The sequence below is a fragment of the Pseudoalteromonas sp. QJM3NY_22 genome (assembly GCF_056173065.1).
In genome coordinates, this window is sequence record NZ_CM149655.1 from 2,609,704 (window position 1) to 2,627,001 (window position 17,298).

Genomic DNA, 17,298 nt, shown 5'->3' on the forward strand with positions numbered 1-17,298 from the left:
GTTAAAATGCAAAATCCAGCTTATTTTGGCGAGTTTGGCGGTATGTTTGTACCCGAGTTACTTATCCCTGCGCTTAAGCAGTTAGAAAACGAATTTAACAAAGCACAAAAAGATCCTGAGTTTCAGGCTGAGCTAAGTAAATTATTAAACGAGTATGCGGGTCGTCCTACCCCACTTACTTTAACGCGCAATTTAGTTAAAAACCCAAAAGTAAAACTGTATCTAAAGCGTGAAGACTTACTACACGGCGGCGCACATAAAACCAACCAAGTACTTGGCCAAGCGTTACTTACTAAGCGCATGGGTAAAAAACAAGTAATTGCTGAAACAGGTGCCGGTCAACACGGTGTTGCAACCGCGCTTGCATGTGCATTACTGGGTTTAAAATGTCGTATTTATATGGGCGCAAAAGACGTTGAACGTCAGCAACCAAACGTATTTAGAATGAAGTTAATGGGCGCAGAGGTTATTCCGGTAACAGCGGGTTCTGGCACATTAAAAGATGCAGTAAATGAAGCACTGCGTGACTGGTCAGCAAATTATCAAGACGCGCATTACCTACTAGGTACAGCCGCAGGTCCTCACCCATTCCCAACAATTGTACGTGAGTATCAAAAAGTTATTGGTGAAGAAGCGAAACAACAAGTACTTAAAGCCGAAGGTCGCTTACCTGACGCTGTTATTGCCTGTGTTGGTGGGGGTTCAAACGCGATTGGTATGTTCACCGACTTTATTGACGAGCCAGGTGTTAAATTAATTGGTGTTGAGCCTGCTGGTAAAGGGCTTGATACACATGAGCACGGTGCAACAATTTGTAAAGGCACAAAAGGCATATTACACGGTACTTATACGTACATTATGCAAAATGACGATGGCCAAATTGAAGAGTCTTACTCTGTATCAGCGGGTCTTGATTACCCTGCGGTTGGTCCTCAACATGCATTTTTACACGAAACCGGTCGTGCGCAATACGTGGGTATTACCGATACAGAAGCGCTTGATGCGTTTCAATCGCTTGCTAAAAACGAAGGGATCATTCCGGCGCTTGAATCAAGCCATGCGCTTGCTTATGCACTTAAGTATGCAGAAGAGCAAACAGAGGAAAGTGTTATAGTTATTAATTTAAGTGGTCGTGGAGATAAAGATTTAGCACACGTTCACAATGTACTATCTGAAAGAGGTCAGCTATGAGCCAAGTAAAAACGGATCGTTACGGCAAAATGTTTGCAGCGCTTAACGAGCAAAAACAAGGTGCGTTTGTACCATTTGTAACAATTGGCGACCCAGGTAAAGAGCAAAGTATTGCGATTATTAAAAGCCTAATTGACGGCGGCGCTGATGCGCTTGAACTTGGTATTCCATTTTCAGATCCAATTGCAGATGGTCCTGTAATTCAAAAAGCGAATATTCGTGCACTTGATGTGCACATTAACACGCAAGATTGCTTTGATATCATTAAAGAAATACGCGAGTATAACGCCGAGATTCCAATTGGATTATTGCTTTACTCAAACCTTGTTTTTAAGCGCGGCATAGAAGCATTTTACAAAGATGCAAAAGCGGTAGGTGTAGACTCTATTTTAGTGGCTGACGTGCCTTTGCATGAATCTAAAATATTCAGAAAATCGGCAATGGATAATGGTGTAGACCCAATTTTTATTGCCACACCTAATGCAGATGACGACACACTTCGCCAATGCGCCTCTTACGGTCGTGGCTATACGTATTTACTATCGCGCGCTGGTGTTACCGGTACCGATACTAAAGCACAAATGCCAGCGGGTAATATTGTCACTAAGTTAAAAGAATACCATGCAGCCCCTGCTCTTTTAGGGTTTGGTATTTCAACACCTGATGATGTAAAAGCCGCACTCAACGCAGGCGCAGCAGGTGCTATTTCAGGCTCTGCTGTAGTTAAAATCATTGAAGCTAACCTTAATGATTTACCAACAATGACCGCTCAGCTAAAAGCATTTGTTGCTGATATGAAAGCAGCTACATCGCTTTAAGCTAACTAAGGCGTGTTTTATACGCATTAAAAAAGGGCATTTAAAATGCCCTTTTTTGTTTTTTACCAAACGTTTTTTAATAACTAAGTGTTTAAAAACCAAATTAGGGCGTGTTGATCTTTGCGGTATAAAAAACAAACAGCATAAGGATAAGGTATAATTGAATTCGCTAAAAAACGTTACACCGAACCCTCATGCCAAGATTAATGTTAACAGACGCGACATGGAATGTCTTATCAAAAGTAATGCACTTAAGTGGTCGAATTTATAATAAGCCTGAGCATAGAAAAACGCTCGAAGGCATACTCTATAAGATGCGTACCGGTATTCCTTGGCGAGATTTACCGTCTTATTTCGGCTCGTGGAGTGCTATTTATAGACGATTTAATTTATGGTCCAAAAAAGATATTTTGAATGAATTATTTCGAGTGTTATCCCACTATGCTGATATGGATTGGATCTTTATTGATGGCAGTATTGTCAGGGCTCACCAGCATAGTTGCGGTGCAAGAACCGCTGACAATGAATCAATCGGTAAGAGTCGAGGTGGTAATTCGACTAAAATTCATCTTGCAGTAGATAGCGGAGGATTGCCTGTTTATTATGAATTATCCTGTGGAAATACGCATGATATCGTCCATGCAGAGTCACTTGTAGCCAATTGCCCAACGAGTAATGTTGTTGTCGCAGATAAAGGCTACGATAGTGAAAAACTAAGAGAGTTTATTCGTGACAATAGCGCTACACCCGTTATTCCACGCAAGGATAACAGTTTAGTGGGTAATGAAGATATTGACTGGTGCATGTACAAATATAGGCACTTAGTTGAGAATGCCTTTGGTCGGATCAAACAATATAGAGGGATAGCCACACGGTATGAAAAGCTTGAGCGGAATTATCATTCCATGCTCGCTTTAGCATTCACTATGATGTGGCTACCAATATGGGCTGATTAATATATACTACAAAGATCAACAGCCCCTAGTGAGCTTGGTGTTTACCCTGTAAAATCTCTTCAATAAATTTAGCATTAAATGCTTCTAAATCGGCTGGGCTTCGGCTTGTTACTAAGCCTTTATCTACACATACTTCTTGGTCAACCCAATTAGCGCCTGCATTAATTAAATCGCTTTTAATACTTGGAAAAGAAGTAATGGTACGGTCGCGCAATTTATTAATTTCAGCTAACAACCAAGGCGCATGACAAATAGCAGCAACAGGTTTGTTTTTTCTGCGCCAAAAAAGCCATCAATAAATGCTTTAGCATCTTTATCTTGGCGTAAACTGTCTGGATTAAATAAACCACCAGGAAGCATAAGCGCGTCGTAATCAGCGGGGTCTGCATTTGTAACTAGTTTATCTACTGTTACTTTATCGCCCCACTTGTCTTCATCCCAGCCAGTAATTTGGCCTTCTTTAATTGATACTATTTCGATGTTTGCACCAGCATCAAGTAATGCGCTGCGTGGAGATAAAAGCTCACTTTGCTCAAATCCATCAGTGGCTAAAATTGCGATTTTTTTGCCTTGTAAACGTGTGCTTGTTTGTAATGTACTCATTGAGATCTCCTTATTTTCTTAAAAGTTATATTTAAAATACACAATCAAAAAAGCACGATGCGTGCCGATAACAAGCAATTGAAAATAAAGGAGTAAATTGAAATAGAGTTTATGCTACCATGTAAATTATTTAGAGATTATGAATAATGTACATAAGTGCCACTTTATTTCCAGCTCATGTAATTTAACACCACCAAAAGCGAGGTGTAAAACCTCACCTACAACATATTTCCACATTGGTGCGCTTACTTCGCGCTCATGTAATTTAAAGCCATTAAACGCGACGTGTAATCCTGAACTACAGCATATACCCGTAGGTGCGAATTTACTTCGCGCTCATGTAACTTATCTATCAATACGAGGTTTAAATCCGCGCCTTAAATAAATTTAAAGTAAATCCTTTAACGCTTTAGCCGGTTTAAAAACAGCTTTATTTGCGCCTTCTATTTCAATTGCAGCCCCTGTTTGTGGGTTACGCCCAGTACGCGCAGGGTAATAACTTAGCGCAAAGGTACCAAAGCCATTAATTTGAACTTGATCGCCCTCAGAAAGCGATTTAGTAATGACTTTTTGCAAGCTTGAAAGTGCCGCTTGAGCATCTTTTTTTGTTAATTCACTTTTGTGTGCAATGGCAGCAACGAGTTCTGCTTTATTCATTTTAGGCTCCTAAATACACGCCAAATCAGTGTTGGTTAAGCGTGGGAATATGATGATATGAAAAATACCAAACCGAATTGGTAATAAAGCCACGCAGGCTAAGGGTTACAGGGCAACAAGTCAACCTTGTAGTTGCTAAGCTTTATGTGGTAAAAAGCCTTTGACTCTTTTTTGTATAATTTAGGTAGTATATGCACGCATTAATTGAATACATTCCACTCATACTGTTTTTTGCAGTGTTTAAACTCGTCGATATTTATTGGGCTACCGGTCTATTAATGGCCACTACGCTTATTCAAGTTGCTTATAGCTACTTTAAACATGGCAATGTGCCTACTCGCCATTGGATATTTTTTGGCATTGCTGCCGTGTTTGGTACGTTAACGCTGGTACTTCATGATGAGCAATACATTAAATGGAAAGCAACACTCATATATGCAGGTTTAAGTTTAACGTTACTTGTTAGCCGTTATGTACTTAAGAAAAATCTCGTTAAAAAAGCGCTTAGCTCAATCCTCGAAAATGCTAATGATACAAAACAAGCCATTGTTGTCCCAGAACCGTTATGGGATAAGCTTAATTTAATGTGGGTTGTAATTACTGCTGGCATCGCAGCACTAAACATTTATATTGCATACAATTTTTCGCTCGACTTTTGGGTTAACTTTAAAGTATTTGGTTTAATGGGTATTACCTTTGTAAGTATTTTTGCCACCATTATTGCCTTGTACAAATACCTCCCTGATGAAGAGGAAACAGCAAAGTAAGCCCCCTCGTCATAAAAGTGTCGTCTTAGCTTGCTAGCTTATTAAAAAAAGCAAGTTGAGACGACCTTGAACGCTAATCAATACCGCTGGTTTGAATTTACCCTCATTTTTATATTGCTGCCCTTGTTGGGTTTTGGATTACGCGAGCATTTAGCTAATTGGCTTATCCCTGCGCTTATTATACTTATGAGTGTGTGTTGTATGTTGCTACTAGGCGATCCCCATTTTAAACGGTTTAGACTCACAAGCCTTGGGCAATTTTCTGCTGTTAAAAGGCGTGTGTTTAGCTTCTTTTTTTTAGGTGCGCTGTTCTCAGGCATGTTTTACGGGATTATTCATCAAGGCAACTGGTTTACCCTTCCCCGTAACTCATTTAATGATTGGCTTTTACTGTTGGTGCTGTACCCAATACTGTCGGTTATTCCTCAAGAATTAATATTCAGAACGTATTTTTTTCATCGTTATAAACGCATTATGCAAAAAAAAGCAGTGCGTATTGTAGTTAGTGCGAGTGTATTTGCGTTGGCGCATATTGTGTATGCAAATTGGATTGCAGTAGCCTTAGCATTTTTAGGTGGCTTACTGTTTGCTTATACCTACGCAAAAAGCCGCTCAACCTTTGTGTGCGTTATTGAGCATAGCTTATGGGGGCTTTGGATGTTTACCCTTGGCATTGGCAGCTACCTCGACTCAGGCGCATTTAATTAAAGTAACCTTTATTTAAATTTACATACAAAAAAGCCGCAACAAGTACGGCTTATATAATTGGGTCTGTATTTAAAAGCCAAATATTTTTAGAGCAAAAAACTTAGTCGCGACTGTATTTATAAATATCACCGCTAAAATAATTGGAATAAACGTTGAAAGTGAAAAATTAACGTATTTTTCCATTAAGCTACCAGCATAATTAGGCGAGCCTAAGCTTAGCTCTTGTGTTAAACGTGCTTTTTCCCAGCGGTACATTACAAACAAACACACCATTAAGCCGTTAAGCGGTAAAATTGTGTCGTAGAATACATCAACAATAATATCAAAAAAGCTCTTATTTACACCGCCATAACTGGTAAACGAGGTAAGGCTGTCAATCATACCAAACGACATAGTACATAAAATAGTTAGCACGCCAGTTGTAAGTGTTAAAATACCCAATGCTTTTTTACGGCTAATTCCTTTGCGGTCGCTTAATGTGGCTGTCGGTACTTCAACAATAGATACCAATGACGTAATTGCAGCAAAAAATACCAACAAGAAAAACGAGAATGCTACAATTGATGCGCCTACGTATCCGATATCATTTTGCAGTGCTAATAATATTTTCGGCAAATACACAAAAATCATCGAAACTGACGAGTCAGAAAGTGCTGATGGGTCTGTGTTTGGATCAAAACTAAATATAGCCGGTAACACCATAAGACCTGCGACAAAGGCGACTAACGAGTCAGTAATTGCTACCACTTTTGCACTACTTACAATGTCATCTTTTTTAGATATATACGACGCGTAAGTCATTAATATACCCATACCTAACGACAACGAGAAAAATGCTTGGCTTAGCGCCCCATTAAGTACGCTTGCACTCATTTTAGAAAAATCAGGGATAATATAATATTTAACACCTGCCATTGCATTATCAAGTGTTAATACATAAATAACTAAAGCAAGAAGCATGACTAGAAGTGCTGGCATCAGAAATTTAGCGGCTTTTTCTATGCCTTGCTTAACACCCCCTAGTAAAATTAAGTTAACAATAATTACCACTACCGCCATGTAACCAAAAACAGTGTAGCTGTTAATAAAAACACCAAAATGGCTAGGTTCAGCGAGTAAATCTAACTTCCCCAAACCAGTTTGCATTAAGTAGCCGAAAATCCACACTGTAATTACCATGTAAAACACTGCAATCATAAATGGTGTAAGCACAGCTAAAAACCCTGCAAACTTCCACTTTTTGTCATTGTTTGCCAACAACTTGTACGAGCCGAGTGGATCTTTTTGAGCATTACGGCCCATTGCCATTTCAGCCATCATGACAGGTAAGCAAATGAATACGACAAATAAAGCATAAATTAATAAAAATGCGCCACCACCATTTTTGGTAGCAGAAACAGGAAAACCAACTAAATTACCAATACCCACAGCAGAACCTGCTGCCGCTAGTATGAATCCGAGACGGGAACTAAATCGCTCTCTATTATCGCTCATGCATAAAACCTTTTTATTATTTTGTATATTTCAGCGACTCTACCAGTGTTACACAGATATTTTCAAGCAAATACAGTGTAAAAATAAAATCGAAGTGTAAACCTGCCTAAATACGCTTTTAATTCACCAATTTTCAACGCTGTGATAGTATTGCGTTAATCAAATTTAACAATTTTTATGAGATTTCTTATGTTGTACATGATTCACTCAACAGATGTTGAAAACAGCTTAGAGCTTAGAAAAGCAGCACGCCCAGCACACTTGGAACGTCTTAATGAGCTTGATTCACAAAATCGCTTATTTACTGCAGGTCCTTTTCCAGCAGTTGACAGTGAAGATCCTCAAGAGGCTGGTTTTACCGGTTCACTCGTTGTGGCTGAGTTTGATTCAATAGAAGCCGCGCGTGAATGGGCTGCGGCTGATCCGTATGTTGCCGCAGGCGTATATGAAAATACTGTTGTTAAACCATTTAAAAAAGTGTTCCCTGCTTAACTATAAATAATCGCTTATTAACATAGTTCAGGGTTTGTTCACGGGTTTTTAATTAAAATTGTTAAAGTAAAAGCTAATTTAGTGTTTTTACTTGAATTTTAGTAACTTAGTTAATTAAACTAAGTGTGTTTGGTCTAGGGGTTCTATCATGCGCATATTATTAAGTCTTACTTTTATTGCTTGTACTAGCTTTGCTAGTTTTTCTCAAGTAAATACAACATCCAAAAATCCAACGGCTAAAGCTGAAGTAAGCAAAAAGAAGGCTGTAATACTCGCAAAACAAACCATTAAAGGTAAAACGCTTAAAATTTCTGAACAAACTGACTTTTATACAGTGCGAATACTCAAATCTGACGGCCATGTCGTCGATTTACATATAAATAAAAAAACTGGCGAAGTAAAAAAGGATTAACTGATGCGAATTTTAGTTATAGAAGACGATTTACATTTAGCAGATAACCTACGTAATGCTTTAGAAAAAGAACGTTACAGCGTGGATTTATGCCACGATGGTGAAGCAGGTCTTTTCCATATTACTGAATATCCGCTTGATATGGCCGTTGTTGATTTAGGTTTACCTAAAATAGACGGTATCGAACTGATTAATAAAGCACGTGCACAAGGTATTACTATCCCTATTCTGATTTTAACAGCACGTGATCGCTGGCAGGACAAAGTAGAAGGTTTAGATGCTGGTGCAGACGATTATCTTACAAAACCATTTCACGTTGAAGAGCTTATTGCACGTTGTAATGCATTAATTCGTCGAAGTGCCGGTAAGGCAAACCCAGAAATGACAGCAGGCCCAATCAAAATCCATACACGCTCGCAGCAAGTTTGGGTTGATGATAAAGAGCTCAGCCTAACCGCTTACGAATATAAAGTGCTTGAATATTTAATGGTAAACCCGCAAAAAGTAATCTCAAAATCAGAATTGACTGAGCACATTTACGATCAAGATTTTGACCTTGATTCAAATGTTATCGAAGTATTTGTACTGCGTTTACGCAAAAAACTTGACCCTGAAGGTGTATTAAACCCAGTAGAGACACTACGTGGTCGTGGTTACAGGCTTAAAAGTCAGTGGTAATACCGCAAATATCGTTAAAAATAAGGCAAGGATTTATCCTTGTCTTTGTTTTATTAGTCGCACTCCCAATCCTGTTTTATTCAATTGGCAAAGCGTATTACGCTTCACTTGTTGATGCGACAGAAAAAACTCTCGAAGCACAGCTATATTCGCTTATATCTGAAGTTGACTTTACTGAGCATGGCATTATTATGCCAAGTACAATTTTAGCGCCTGAGTTAAATAGACTAAACTCCGATACCTACGCAATGATCTATCGTGACGATGAACCCATTTGGCATTCTGAATCAGCAGTTAACGTTAATTTTGTACCTCAGCAAGTAGAAACAAAAGCAGGTGCAGCGGACTTTAGACGAGTTGAATATAAAAACACTGCGTACTGGCAACTTAGCCTTACTGTTATTTTAAACAACATAGATCAATCAGAACAGGCACGCTTCATATTAGTTAAACGTAACGATGCCCTACTGCGTTTAATGGACGGTTTTAAGCAAACACTTGTTGATTGGATGTTTATAATGGGCATTGCAATCGCGGGTCTTATGGCGGTTGGTTTTATTTGGAGTGCACGGCCACTGCAACGACTTGATAAAGAAATAAAAGCGATCGAGTCTGGCGATATCCAAGAAATTAAAGGGTTATACCCCATTGAGTTGCAAACTATTAAGTCCGATTTAAACTTACTCCTTGATTCTCAACAACGTCAGAAAGAGCGATACAGAGCCTCATTGAGCGACCTTGCACACGCGCTTAAAACACCACTAGCTGTTTTGAAATCAAGCCCGCTGGCTAATGATGCAGATGCACAAGAACAGCTTGACCGTATTAATGTGATGATCGAGCACCAATTAAAACGCGCAGCAACCGGTGCCTCTGATACTTGGAAAAAACAAACGCCAATTAAGCCAGTTCTCGATTCTATTTTAAGTGCTATGGCAAAAGTGTATCGTGATAAAGATATTATTTTTAGTTGCACAGTAACAGATAAAGACTACTTTTTAGGTGATCAAACCGATTTAATGGAACTATTGGGTAATTTAATTGATAACGCCTGTAAAGCATGTCGTTCACAAGTCGAAATACAAGTAGCCCAAAGTAAAACTCTGTGTATTGGTATTAGCGATGATGGTCCTGGAGTACCAGAAGACAAGCGCGAGTCTTTACTCACTCGTGGTACACGCCTAGATACATATGAAAGCGGACACGGTGTGGGTATGGCAATTGTATCTGATTTAGTTAAGTCGTATCACGGTACTCTCACTATCACTAAAGCTGATAACTTGGGCGGTGCTCAATTTATTTTAGAGTTTAATTATAATGATAAAAAGTAATAATTTATTAAGACTAACTGCAATTGTACTGTTAGTAATTAGCCAATACAGTTTTGCTAATGAAGCGTGTACTTTAGTAAAAAAAGCAACCACGGATGAAGCTAAGCGTTATATCCAATGCCTAGATACACAAATAAATAAAGCAAAACTAGTACAAGGCAGTTGGATACAAAAGCGTAAATACGAACTCACTACATCACAAGAAAGTACAGGTAATACCCAAATACTTCCATTATTTATGCGCAGCATTAGTAATAATGAAAAGTACATAGAAAGCGCTTGTCAGTGGCGTTATTTATTAAAACTCCCTAATGCAACAACTGCGGCTATTAGTTATAAAATCTGTGAAATCCAACTTATCAACCAATTTACTGATGCACTTAAAAAACCATTTTAAAACAAGCAATTTACTAATAGATTGCTTATAGGTAATAAAATGATTAAAACTGTAATTATTATAGGTGCTGGGCTGGCAGGCTTATACAGTGCGTATCAGTTGCAACTACTTAATACCCCATATTTATTATTAGAAGCTAAATCGCAATTAGGTGGCAGAATTTATTCGGCGCAATCACCAATAAATGGTGGTGTTAGTTTTGATTTGGGCCCTACGTGGATATTTCCCTGTCTCTTATACACAAGTCTTTGAATATCGTTAAGTCTGTGATCTAATCGATCATCATCACTCATAGATTTATCATATGCACACAAACACTTCTGAAGAATGGGCTCAATTAATTTTTGGTAACGCTAATTTAGGAGATCCGAGACGCACCCGACGATTAGCTCTACTAGCAAGCGATATGGCTGAGAATGCAGACAGCTCAATTGTTAAGGCTTCTGATACACCCGCAAAAATTGAAGCCGCTTATCGTTTCATTAGAAATGAGAAAATATCCCCTCAAGCGATTGCCTATTCAGGATTCTCACAAACGAGTGAAGCGGTAAAGCAGTTGCCTTTGGTTCTCGCTATCCAAGATACGACAGGATTGACATTTAAACACAGTGTTTGCAAAGAATTAGGCGATGTGAACTGTACAAATACATTAGGGGCTGTTGATCTTTCACATTGGTAGCCAAATCATTGCACATGCCAGCGCTAACATACTCTCAAACTGTAATTTCAATTTATCGTACCTTGTCGCTATAGCACGGAAGTGCTTTAGCCTTGCAAAGGCATTTTCAACTAAATGCCTATATTTATATAAGCACCAATCAATATCACCATTACCTGTTTTTGAGTTTTTCTTTCTAGGGATCACTGGGCTTGAGTTTCTCTCTCGAACCTTATTTCTAATGACTTCACTATCATAGCCTTTGTCTGCGATAACAAAATCGCCTTGGGGCAATAATTCAATCAGTTCATTTGCCACTTTACTATCATGAACATCGCCGCCTGTAATAATAAATTCAATTGGTAAGCCATAACTATCAACAGCTAAATGAATTTTACTTGTATTACCGCCACGACTTAATGCTATCGCTTGTTCTTGTTGAGACGCAGCACCTGTACTGTGTTGATGTGCTTTAACATAACTGCCATCAATGAATTCCCACTCAGTGTCACTATTGGCGGATAATGATTTGAACAACCTTATTAATATTCCTTTTTTAGACCAAAGTAGAAATCGGCGGTAAATAGTATTCCATAAACCAAAACACTCAGGGAGGTCACGCCATGGGCAACCAACACGTAAGCGATATAAAATTCCTTCCATCGTTTGTCTGTGTTCAAGCTTGTTATAAACTCTATCTTCAAGCAAAATTGATTTTAGCTTCGACCACAACTTATCAGTGAGCATTAATCGGGGCATGGTAATCTCGTAAGGTTTGTTTTTGGCGAAGTAAATTATACGAGATTACCGCTTACGCACAAAATTCAAACAAAGATCAACAGCCCCTAGGAAAACCATCAAAAACAAGAACGCTATATGCGCATTCAACTTTAGCAATTGATGCAGATACGGAGCACGTTATTGGTTTACTCGACCAGTACTATTGGTTTAGGAAATCAAAGGTTAAAGGGACTAAAGATCAACAACAGCAACGCCCTTACGAAGAGAAAGAAAGCTATCGCTGGCAACAAACATTAATGGATATAAAAAAACGTACAGGTGAATTATCAAATATACTTAACATCTGCGACAGAGAAGCTGACATTTATGAGTACATGACTTACCAAAAAGATGAAGGGCATCGATTTTTAGTCAGAGCAAAAGAAAATAGAAAATTAATAGAGCCTCAATGCAATCTCAATCAGTTAATAGAAACAGCGCAGGGTCAGTGTTGTTACACTATTAATATAGCGCAACGTGCGGGAAGAAAAGCGCGTCAGGCCCGAATTACATTGAGCTATCAACCTATAACACTCGCCAAGCCTAAGCGAGTACAAGGGCAAGAATCACCGACATTGAGCGTCAATGTCATTGTCTGTCAGGAAAAAGAAAGTACGCAAAAAAATCCATTATGTTGGATTTTATATACGACAGAGCCCGTAAATACAGCAGAAGATACCCAGAAATTAGTAAGATACTATGAACTTCGCTGGCGTGTAGAGGAGTTTCATAAAACATGGAAAACAGATGGAACCGAAGTAGAAGATTTACGTTTGCAGCACAGTGATAATATTTTACGAATTGCGATCATTAAAGCGTTTATTGCTGTCAGGTTATTACAGCTGCAAAATATGGCGCAAAGGAGTGAATTAGACAAAGAAGTGAGATGTACAACTTGTGTTAAAGAGATGACGTGGAAATTACTATGGGCAAAGGTTGAAAAGGATGTGTTGCCGGATAAAGTACCGTCTCTCCATTGGCTATACTATAGTTTAGCGAAATTGGGAGGGTGGTATGACAGTAAAAGAAATGGTCGAGTTGGCGTAAAAGCACTCTGGAAGGGGTGGTTGAAATTAGCAGAAATGGTCGAATCTGCCGAATTGTTAATATCAATTCAGCAGACAGAAAAGTTGTGATCAAGAGACAGGGATATTTCCTCACCAGCCAAAAATTCAAGCGCTAATCAAGTCACTCAACTTAAGTCTATTTGAGCAATACACCAAAGGCGATGTGTTATACCAATCGCCACATTCAGAGCAACCACAACAAATTGCAGGCGCTGGAGAGATGCAATTATTTAGGCTCAAACACGGTATGAATACCTTAATAACTGCATTGTATGAGCAACTTAATCCAGATTTTGTATTGTTAAACCACAATGTCACTGAGCTTAAAAAGAGCGGTGATAGCTGGCAAATTACAGTGAATCATTTAGGTAATATAACCTGAATCTCGTTTAAGAAATTGAACTAAATGCCTGTTCCGAGATCCGATCTTTCGACCAAAAACGATTGGATAAGCAAGGAACAGGCATGATTAAATTAGTTGAATTATTTTGCGATGTCGATGATTTTTGCAAAGTATTTATACCCCAATGGGAAAAACAATTACTCGAAGATGGCACCCAAAAACGTCAGCGTTCAGGACGTATGACGACCAGTGAAATTATGACTATTGTTATTAGTTTTCATATGTCACATCACCGAGATTTCAAAAATTACTACCTTGGCTATGTATCACTTATGTACAAAAGTGAATTTCCCAACTTGCTCAGTTACACACTATTTTTAGCCGTTATGCCAAGGGTAATTGTGCCGATGTGTGCCTATTTTACTTCACTTAAAGGTAAACCCACAGGCGTTGAATTCATTGACTCCACATGTATTAAAGTGTGCCATAATATTCGTATTCCAAGACACAAAACCTTTGATGGAATAGCCCAGCGTGGCAAAGGAACAATGGGATGGTTTTATGGCTTCAAGCTACATTTAATCGTTAATCACCATGGTGAAATTGTTGCTGCGAAAGTGACAACAGGAAATGTACATGATACTCAACCAGTGCGTGAGTTAGCGAGCTGCCTGACGGATAAATTATATGGTGACAAAGGGTATTTAAGTAAAGCTTTAGAAGCCGATTTACTCGATAAAGGGGTAAAGCTCACAGGGTGCGAGCATACTTTGTTAAAAATGTTAACCAAAAAGAAGTTCTTCTCTAAAAGCATCATCATAACAAGCTCTTACACACTTACTTCTTATTGACCCCTTGCTTTTCGTATGCTGCTTTATCATGTTCCTAACGACGCGTCTAAATAGTGCCATATGTTGCGCACTTAATGGCTCATGTATTTGACAGGCATCTTCTTTAAATACGACATCCAGTATCCAGTGTTGCTGATTTTCTATCAGCCAATGTTGTCTTATTGCTTTACTTATCAATATATTGTCTGTCAACGATGTTAGGTAGTAATGTGTGTCAATACTCGTTCTATTACCCTTCGTTCGCTCTCGCTGCACCGCAACGATTGTTCTAACTGATGGCCAGCTCTCTTTAATTTCACTCGGTAATAAACGCGCATCAAGACAATCTATCGTGCGTACTTCTTTTCGCCCATGCCCTTCATCTTGTGTTACATGACTAAGTATCTCTGAGTTTTCAGATTCATACTGGTGTGTAAATGCATCTTGAATCGCGCTATAAAGTTTCTTTTGATTACCCTTTGCTTGCACTAGATAATCTGCATGTCTGCTAATTAGCTGTTTTAGCGTTTCTTTTTGGCAGTGCAAAGCATCAAGTGTAATAACGGTGTTATTGATATCGAGTATTTTCAATAAATCCCGAACTGCCGGTATTTCATTCGTCTTACTGCCAACTGTTTGGTGGAATAATGTGAGACCTGCCTCACAATCAAATGCTGAGACGAGGTGTAATTTATCAGCAATGTGTTTACTTGCTCCGCGAATAGTTTTGCCATCGAAGGCAATGACAGGATGCGCTGACTTAACGCGGTTTTGATTGACCCAGCTATACATCGCGAGTAGTAATGAGTCAGTATCAACGGTTCTAAAAATCCGAGCAATACTATGTCGAGTGGGTATGCCATTTTTGAAAGAACGAAATCCTCTTAACCAATTAAGCTTACTTTCGCCATAGACTTCAATGTCTTGCCAGTTTTCACACCCTGATGTAACGGCAGTAATAATAAGAAAAAGCACATCAACTAAGTTATGGTGCTGATTTATATGTGAACGATTATCTTTGACGAGTTCTAAATGTGAGAAGAGTGACATAATAAGTTTAAGGTGATGAAATTTATGGTATTAGATCATAAAATTTGTTTATTTACAAAGTGTGATCCCGCCCTGGTAAAGCTCATTACGACGGTTCGCAAAAATATGAAGGCAAAAGCGATGTCATTATGGGATAGAGCAATGCTTTCAAAACGCTTTATAATCGAAACAATTAATGACCAGCTCAAGAACATATCCTTCATTGAACATTCAAGACATCGGAGTATGAACGGCTTTATGTTGAATTTAGTCGCTGGATTGGTGGCTTATTGCTTGAAAGAAAAGAAGCCACACCTTAATTTAACTGACGTAGAGCTTAACGCATTAGTTATCGCTTAAGCAGAACTCAGGTTAATATAAAACACTTAAATACGAACAAACTAATGTCAGCAATTCCTGCACGCATGGTGACAGCCCATTTAACACCTGAACAATGGGCTACTCCAACACTCATAAGCCGCCTCAACAGCGTACCTACATGGATGGCAGGACAAGCCAAGTTTATAGCTACTTTTGAACATGCATTTTGGCGTGATAATAACTTATCAGGACAATGCTTTAGCCGTGTCGGCCCTATGGTCGAAATTCACGATGCCAGTGCTGAAGATGATAATTACGCCGCATTATTTGGTTTTATAGGTGTGCCCTACTTATCACGAAGCGAAGTAACTAAAGAGCAGTTAATTCAAGCCTGTGTCCAGCAGCTTAGCTACTTTTATGGTCAGGATGCTAAAAAGGCAACAGGGTACTTTATTAAAGACTGGGCAGAGGATGAACTTGTAGCCAATGAGGACGACCGTACTCAGCCTTCACAACACCCTGAATTTAATTTTTCAGGCTTGGATGAGCAGCTAAGTAACCTAAATATTCATTTTGTAGCGAGTGAATTTGCAAAACAAGAAGCAGGATACTTAGAGGGTGCAATAAATGCAGTTGACGAAGCTATTAATTCAATAATTAGTCTTTAGCAATCAAGAGCTGTAATTTATCCAGCCCTTGATAGTTACAGCGACTAGTTATTTTTGGCGGCGTCTTCACCACTGCCCAATAAAGTGGCAACCCACTTACCTTCGGCACTGGCTTCTAAGCCTATTTTTACAATCATAGTTAATGGCACAGATAAAAGCATACCTACAGTGCCTAGTAACCAACCCCAAAATATTAATGATAAAAACACCACTAATGTTGAAAGACCCAGCCCTTTACCTAAAAATTTAGGTTCTACAATATTGCCCATTACCGTATTTATCGTTAAGTACCCTGCAGCAACAAGTCCTGCCACTAATGGGCCTTGAGTAATAAGGGCAAGTAATACCGCAGGTACAGCTGCGATAATTGATCCAATATTAGGAATGTAATTAAACATAAACGCTAATACTCCCCACAGTACAAAATAATCGATATCTAAAATCCATAAATAAAATGCAGCGATTATACCGGTGGCTAAACTCACTAATGTTTTAATAGCAAGATAGGAGTTTATCGATTCTAAGAAGCGGTCTATTTGTTTCATTTTACTATCGGGATCATCAAGGGCCATGTGTATTTTATTACTCAGCATCGGCCCTTCAAACAGCATAAACACAACCGTTAAAATAATTAAAAACATGTTGGCCATTACCCCACCTAAACCAGTGAGCATATCCGTGGCTACATCGACCATTTTCCCTGGATCGAACATATTGATTAACTGTTCTTTATTAATCAATATGTTGTATTGAGATGCTAAATCGACCAGCCATACAAACTCTTCTTTAAGCTGTGTTTTATATTCAGGAAGCTGCTGCGAAAAATCGTTTATGGACTGCCCAACAAGCCCACCTAAGCTTACGCCTAAACCAACAATAATTAGTACCACTAACATAACAGCAATACCTTTGGGAATTCGATATCGCGCGAAAAACTTAATAAATGGATTACAAATAATGGCAATAAACGCCGCTAGAATAAATGGAATAATAATTACACTTGCTGATTTTATACCCGCAAGTACAACGACCAAGGCAGCAAAAACTATTAAACTTTTATTCACTCCAGTTAAATTTGCCAACTCACTAATCCTTTTA

Annotated in this window: 18 protein-coding genes and 6 pseudogenes; 18 read left to right on the top strand and 6 right to left on the bottom strand. The window is 38.7% G+C overall.

Annotated elements, in window-relative coordinates:
- The first annotated feature begins 6 nt into the window (after window positions 1–6).
- The 3 genes from trpB to AC0VZ4_RS11860 all read left to right on the top strand — a co-directional run bounded on the left by trpB (window position 7) and on the right by AC0VZ4_RS11860 (window position 2,965).
- Window positions 7–1,191, top strand: coding sequence for a tryptophan synthase subunit beta (gene trpB, locus AC0VZ4_RS11850; protein WP_475439765.1), 1,185 nt, complete (start codon window positions 7–9; stop codon window positions 1,189–1,191).
- Window positions 1,188–2,009: a tryptophan synthase subunit alpha gene (gene trpA, locus AC0VZ4_RS11855; RefSeq protein WP_475439766.1), complete on the top strand. Its 822-nt coding sequence runs from the start codon at window positions 1,188–1,190 to the stop codon at window positions 2,007–2,009. The genes trpB and trpA overlap by 4 nt, the downstream gene beginning before the upstream one ends.
- A gap of 194 nt (window positions 2,010–2,203) precedes the next feature.
- Entirely contained in the window at window positions 2,204–2,965 is a 762-nt protein-coding gene (locus AC0VZ4_RS11860; protein ID WP_475439610.1) for an IS5 family transposase, read from the top strand.
- Window positions 2,966–2,990: 25 nt separating this feature from the next.
- Here AC0VZ4_RS11860 and AC0VZ4_RS11865 read toward each other — a convergent pair.
- Window positions 2,991–3,568 (bottom strand): annotated as a pseudogene (locus AC0VZ4_RS11865) (type 1 glutamine amidotransferase domain-containing protein).
- A gap of 139 nt (window positions 3,569–3,707) precedes the next feature.
- On the opposite strand from AC0VZ4_RS11865, the gene AC0VZ4_RS11870 reads away from it, so the two are divergent.
- Window positions 3,708–3,953: a hypothetical protein gene (locus tag AC0VZ4_RS11870; protein WP_475439767.1), complete on the top strand. Its 246-nt coding sequence runs from the start codon at window positions 3,708–3,710 to the stop codon at window positions 3,951–3,953.
- Between the two features lie 2 nt (window positions 3,954–3,955).
- On the opposite strand, the gene AC0VZ4_RS11875 is transcribed toward AC0VZ4_RS11870, so the two are convergent.
- Window positions 3,956–4,225, bottom strand: coding sequence for an HU family DNA-binding protein (locus AC0VZ4_RS11875; RefSeq protein WP_077538106.1), 270 nt, complete (start codon window positions 4,223–4,225; stop codon window positions 3,956–3,958).
- A 191-nt stretch (window positions 4,226–4,416) separates the two neighbouring features.
- Between AC0VZ4_RS11875 and AC0VZ4_RS11880 the strand changes: the two genes are divergently transcribed.
- Both AC0VZ4_RS11880 and AC0VZ4_RS11885 read left to right on the top strand, forming a co-directional pair.
- Window positions 4,417–4,992 (top strand): inner membrane-spanning protein YciB, encoded by a 576-nt coding sequence (locus AC0VZ4_RS11880; RefSeq protein ID WP_475439768.1) that lies wholly within the window; start codon window positions 4,417–4,419, stop codon window positions 4,990–4,992.
- Between the two features lie 66 nt (window positions 4,993–5,058).
- Window positions 5,059–5,700, top strand: coding sequence for a CPBP family intramembrane glutamic endopeptidase (locus AC0VZ4_RS11885; RefSeq protein ID WP_306724450.1), 642 nt, complete (start codon window positions 5,059–5,061; stop codon window positions 5,698–5,700).
- 69 nt (window positions 5,701–5,769) lie between these two features.
- Here AC0VZ4_RS11885 and AC0VZ4_RS11890 read toward each other — a convergent pair whose 3' ends face one another.
- Window positions 5,770–7,194: a sodium-dependent transporter gene (locus AC0VZ4_RS11890; protein ID WP_475439769.1), complete on the bottom strand. Its 1,425-nt coding sequence runs from the start codon at window positions 7,192–7,194 to the stop codon at window positions 5,770–5,772.
- Window positions 7,195–7,383: 189 nt separating this feature from the next.
- On the opposite strand from AC0VZ4_RS11890, the gene AC0VZ4_RS11895 reads away from it, so the two are divergent.
- The 7 genes and pseudogenes from AC0VZ4_RS11895 (at window position 7,384) to AC0VZ4_RS11925 (ending at window position 11,183) form a co-directional block, all read left to right on the top strand.
- Window positions 7,384–7,686 (top strand): YciI family protein, encoded by a 303-nt coding sequence (locus AC0VZ4_RS11895; protein ID WP_033022975.1) that lies wholly within the window; start codon window positions 7,384–7,386, stop codon window positions 7,684–7,686.
- 148 nt (window positions 7,687–7,834) lie between these two features.
- Window positions 7,835–8,098, top strand: coding sequence for a PepSY domain-containing protein (locus tag AC0VZ4_RS11900; protein ID WP_475439770.1), 264 nt, complete (start codon window positions 7,835–7,837; stop codon window positions 8,096–8,098).
- Between the two features lie 3 nt (window positions 8,099–8,101).
- Window positions 8,102–8,776, top strand: coding sequence for a response regulator transcription factor (locus AC0VZ4_RS11905; RefSeq protein ID WP_007375447.1), 675 nt, complete (start codon window positions 8,102–8,104; stop codon window positions 8,774–8,776).
- On the top strand, window positions 8,770–10,107 hold the full coding sequence (locus tag AC0VZ4_RS11910) for an ATP-binding protein (RefSeq protein ID WP_007375448.1): 1,338 nt from the start codon (window positions 8,770–8,772) through the stop codon (window positions 10,105–10,107). Before AC0VZ4_RS11905 ends, AC0VZ4_RS11910 begins: the two co-directional genes overlap by 7 nt.
- On the top strand, window positions 10,094–10,504 hold the full coding sequence (locus AC0VZ4_RS11915; protein ID WP_475439771.1) for a hypothetical protein: 411 nt from the start codon (window positions 10,094–10,096) through the stop codon (window positions 10,502–10,504). The genes AC0VZ4_RS11910 and AC0VZ4_RS11915 overlap by 14 nt, the downstream gene beginning before the upstream one ends.
- 39 nt (window positions 10,505–10,543) lie before the next feature.
- Window positions 10,544–10,732, top strand: a pseudogene (locus AC0VZ4_RS11920) (NAD(P)-binding protein); the annotation flags it as partial.
- A gap of 76 nt (window positions 10,733–10,808) precedes the next feature.
- A complete protein-coding gene (locus tag AC0VZ4_RS11925) occupies window positions 10,809–11,183 on the top strand; it encodes an IS4/Tn5 family transposase DNA-binding protein (protein WP_475439772.1) in 375 nt (124 codons plus the stop codon).
- Here AC0VZ4_RS11925 and AC0VZ4_RS11930 read toward each other — a convergent pair.
- Window positions 11,172–11,921, bottom strand: a complete 750-nt coding sequence (locus AC0VZ4_RS11930) for an IS5 family transposase (RefSeq protein ID WP_475439649.1) — start codon at window positions 11,919–11,921, stop codon at window positions 11,172–11,174. The two genes, AC0VZ4_RS11925 and AC0VZ4_RS11930, sit on opposite strands and share 12 nt — an antisense overlap.
- A 44-nt stretch (window positions 11,922–11,965) precedes the next feature.
- Between AC0VZ4_RS11930 and AC0VZ4_RS11935 the strand changes: the two genes are divergently transcribed.
- From AC0VZ4_RS11935 to AC0VZ4_RS11945, 3 genes and pseudogenes are all read left to right on the top strand, one after another.
- Window positions 11,966–13,078, top strand: a complete 1,113-nt coding sequence (locus tag AC0VZ4_RS11935; RefSeq protein ID WP_475441648.1) for an IS4 family transposase — start codon at window positions 11,966–11,968, stop codon at window positions 13,076–13,078.
- A gap of 7 nt (window positions 13,079–13,085) precedes the next feature.
- Window positions 13,086–13,385, top strand: a pseudogene (locus AC0VZ4_RS11940) (flavin monoamine oxidase family protein); the annotation flags it as partial.
- 89 nt (window positions 13,386–13,474) lie between these two features.
- A pseudogene (locus AC0VZ4_RS11945) lies at window positions 13,475–14,104 on the top strand (IS982 family transposase); the annotation flags it as partial.
- Window positions 14,105–14,134: 30 nt separating this feature from the next.
- Here the strand turns inward: AC0VZ4_RS11945 and AC0VZ4_RS11950 are convergent.
- A complete protein-coding gene (locus AC0VZ4_RS11950; protein WP_475439755.1) occupies window positions 14,135–15,232 on the bottom strand; it encodes an ISAs1-like element ISPsesp1 family transposase in 1,098 nt (365 codons plus the stop codon).
- A 48-nt stretch (window positions 15,233–15,280) separates the two neighbouring features.
- On the opposite strand from AC0VZ4_RS11950, the pseudogene AC0VZ4_RS11955 reads away from it, so the two are divergent.
- Both AC0VZ4_RS11955 and AC0VZ4_RS11960 read left to right on the top strand, forming a co-directional pair.
- Window positions 15,281–15,571: pseudogene (locus AC0VZ4_RS11955) on the top strand (transposase); the annotation flags it as partial.
- A 14-nt stretch (window positions 15,572–15,585) separates the two neighbouring features.
- Window positions 15,586–16,200: pseudogene (locus AC0VZ4_RS11960) on the top strand (FAD-dependent oxidoreductase); the annotation flags it as partial.
- 44 nt (window positions 16,201–16,244) lie between these two features.
- Here the strand turns inward: AC0VZ4_RS11960 and AC0VZ4_RS11965 are convergent.
- A complete protein-coding gene (locus AC0VZ4_RS11965) occupies window positions 16,245–17,282 on the bottom strand; it encodes an AI-2E family transporter (protein WP_008138322.1) in 1,038 nt (345 codons plus the stop codon).
- Between the last annotated feature and the right edge of the window lie 16 nt (window positions 17,283–17,298).

Coding starts and splice junctions, on each gene's coding strand:
- trpB (WP_475439765.1), top strand. CDS start 7: ATGCAAAATCCAGCTTATTTTGGCGAGTTTGGCGGTATGTTTGTACCC.
- trpA (WP_475439766.1), top strand. CDS start 1,188: ATGAGCCAAGTAAAAACGGATCGTTACGGCAAAATGTTTGCAGCGCTT.
- AC0VZ4_RS11860 (WP_475439610.1), top strand. CDS start 2,204: ATGCCAAGATTAATGTTAACAGACGCGACATGGAATGTCTTATCAAAA.
- AC0VZ4_RS11870 (WP_475439767.1), top strand. CDS start 3,708: ATGAATAATGTACATAAGTGCCACTTTATTTCCAGCTCATGTAATTTA.
- AC0VZ4_RS11875 (WP_077538106.1), bottom strand. CDS start 4,225: ATGAATAAAGCAGAACTCGTTGCTGCCATTGCACACAAAAGTGAATTA.
- AC0VZ4_RS11880 (WP_475439768.1), top strand. CDS start 4,417: ATGCACGCATTAATTGAATACATTCCACTCATACTGTTTTTTGCAGTG.
- AC0VZ4_RS11890 (WP_475439769.1), bottom strand. CDS start 7,194: ATGAGCGATAATAGAGAGCGATTTAGTTCCCGTCTCGGATTCATACTA.
- AC0VZ4_RS11895 (WP_033022975.1), top strand. CDS start 7,384: ATGTTGTACATGATTCACTCAACAGATGTTGAAAACAGCTTAGAGCTT.
- AC0VZ4_RS11900 (WP_475439770.1), top strand. CDS start 7,835: ATGCGCATATTATTAAGTCTTACTTTTATTGCTTGTACTAGCTTTGCT.
- AC0VZ4_RS11905 (WP_007375447.1), top strand. CDS start 8,102: ATGCGAATTTTAGTTATAGAAGACGATTTACATTTAGCAGATAACCTA.
- AC0VZ4_RS11915 (WP_475439771.1), top strand. CDS start 10,094: ATGATAAAAAGTAATAATTTATTAAGACTAACTGCAATTGTACTGTTA.
- AC0VZ4_RS11925 (WP_475439772.1), top strand. CDS start 10,809: ATGCACACAAACACTTCTGAAGAATGGGCTCAATTAATTTTTGGTAAC.
- AC0VZ4_RS11930 (WP_475439649.1), bottom strand. CDS start 11,921: ATGCCCCGATTAATGCTCACTGATAAGTTGTGGTCGAAGCTAAAATCA.
- AC0VZ4_RS11950 (WP_475439755.1), bottom strand. CDS start 15,232: ATGTCACTCTTCTCACATTTAGAACTCGTCAAAGATAATCGTTCACAT.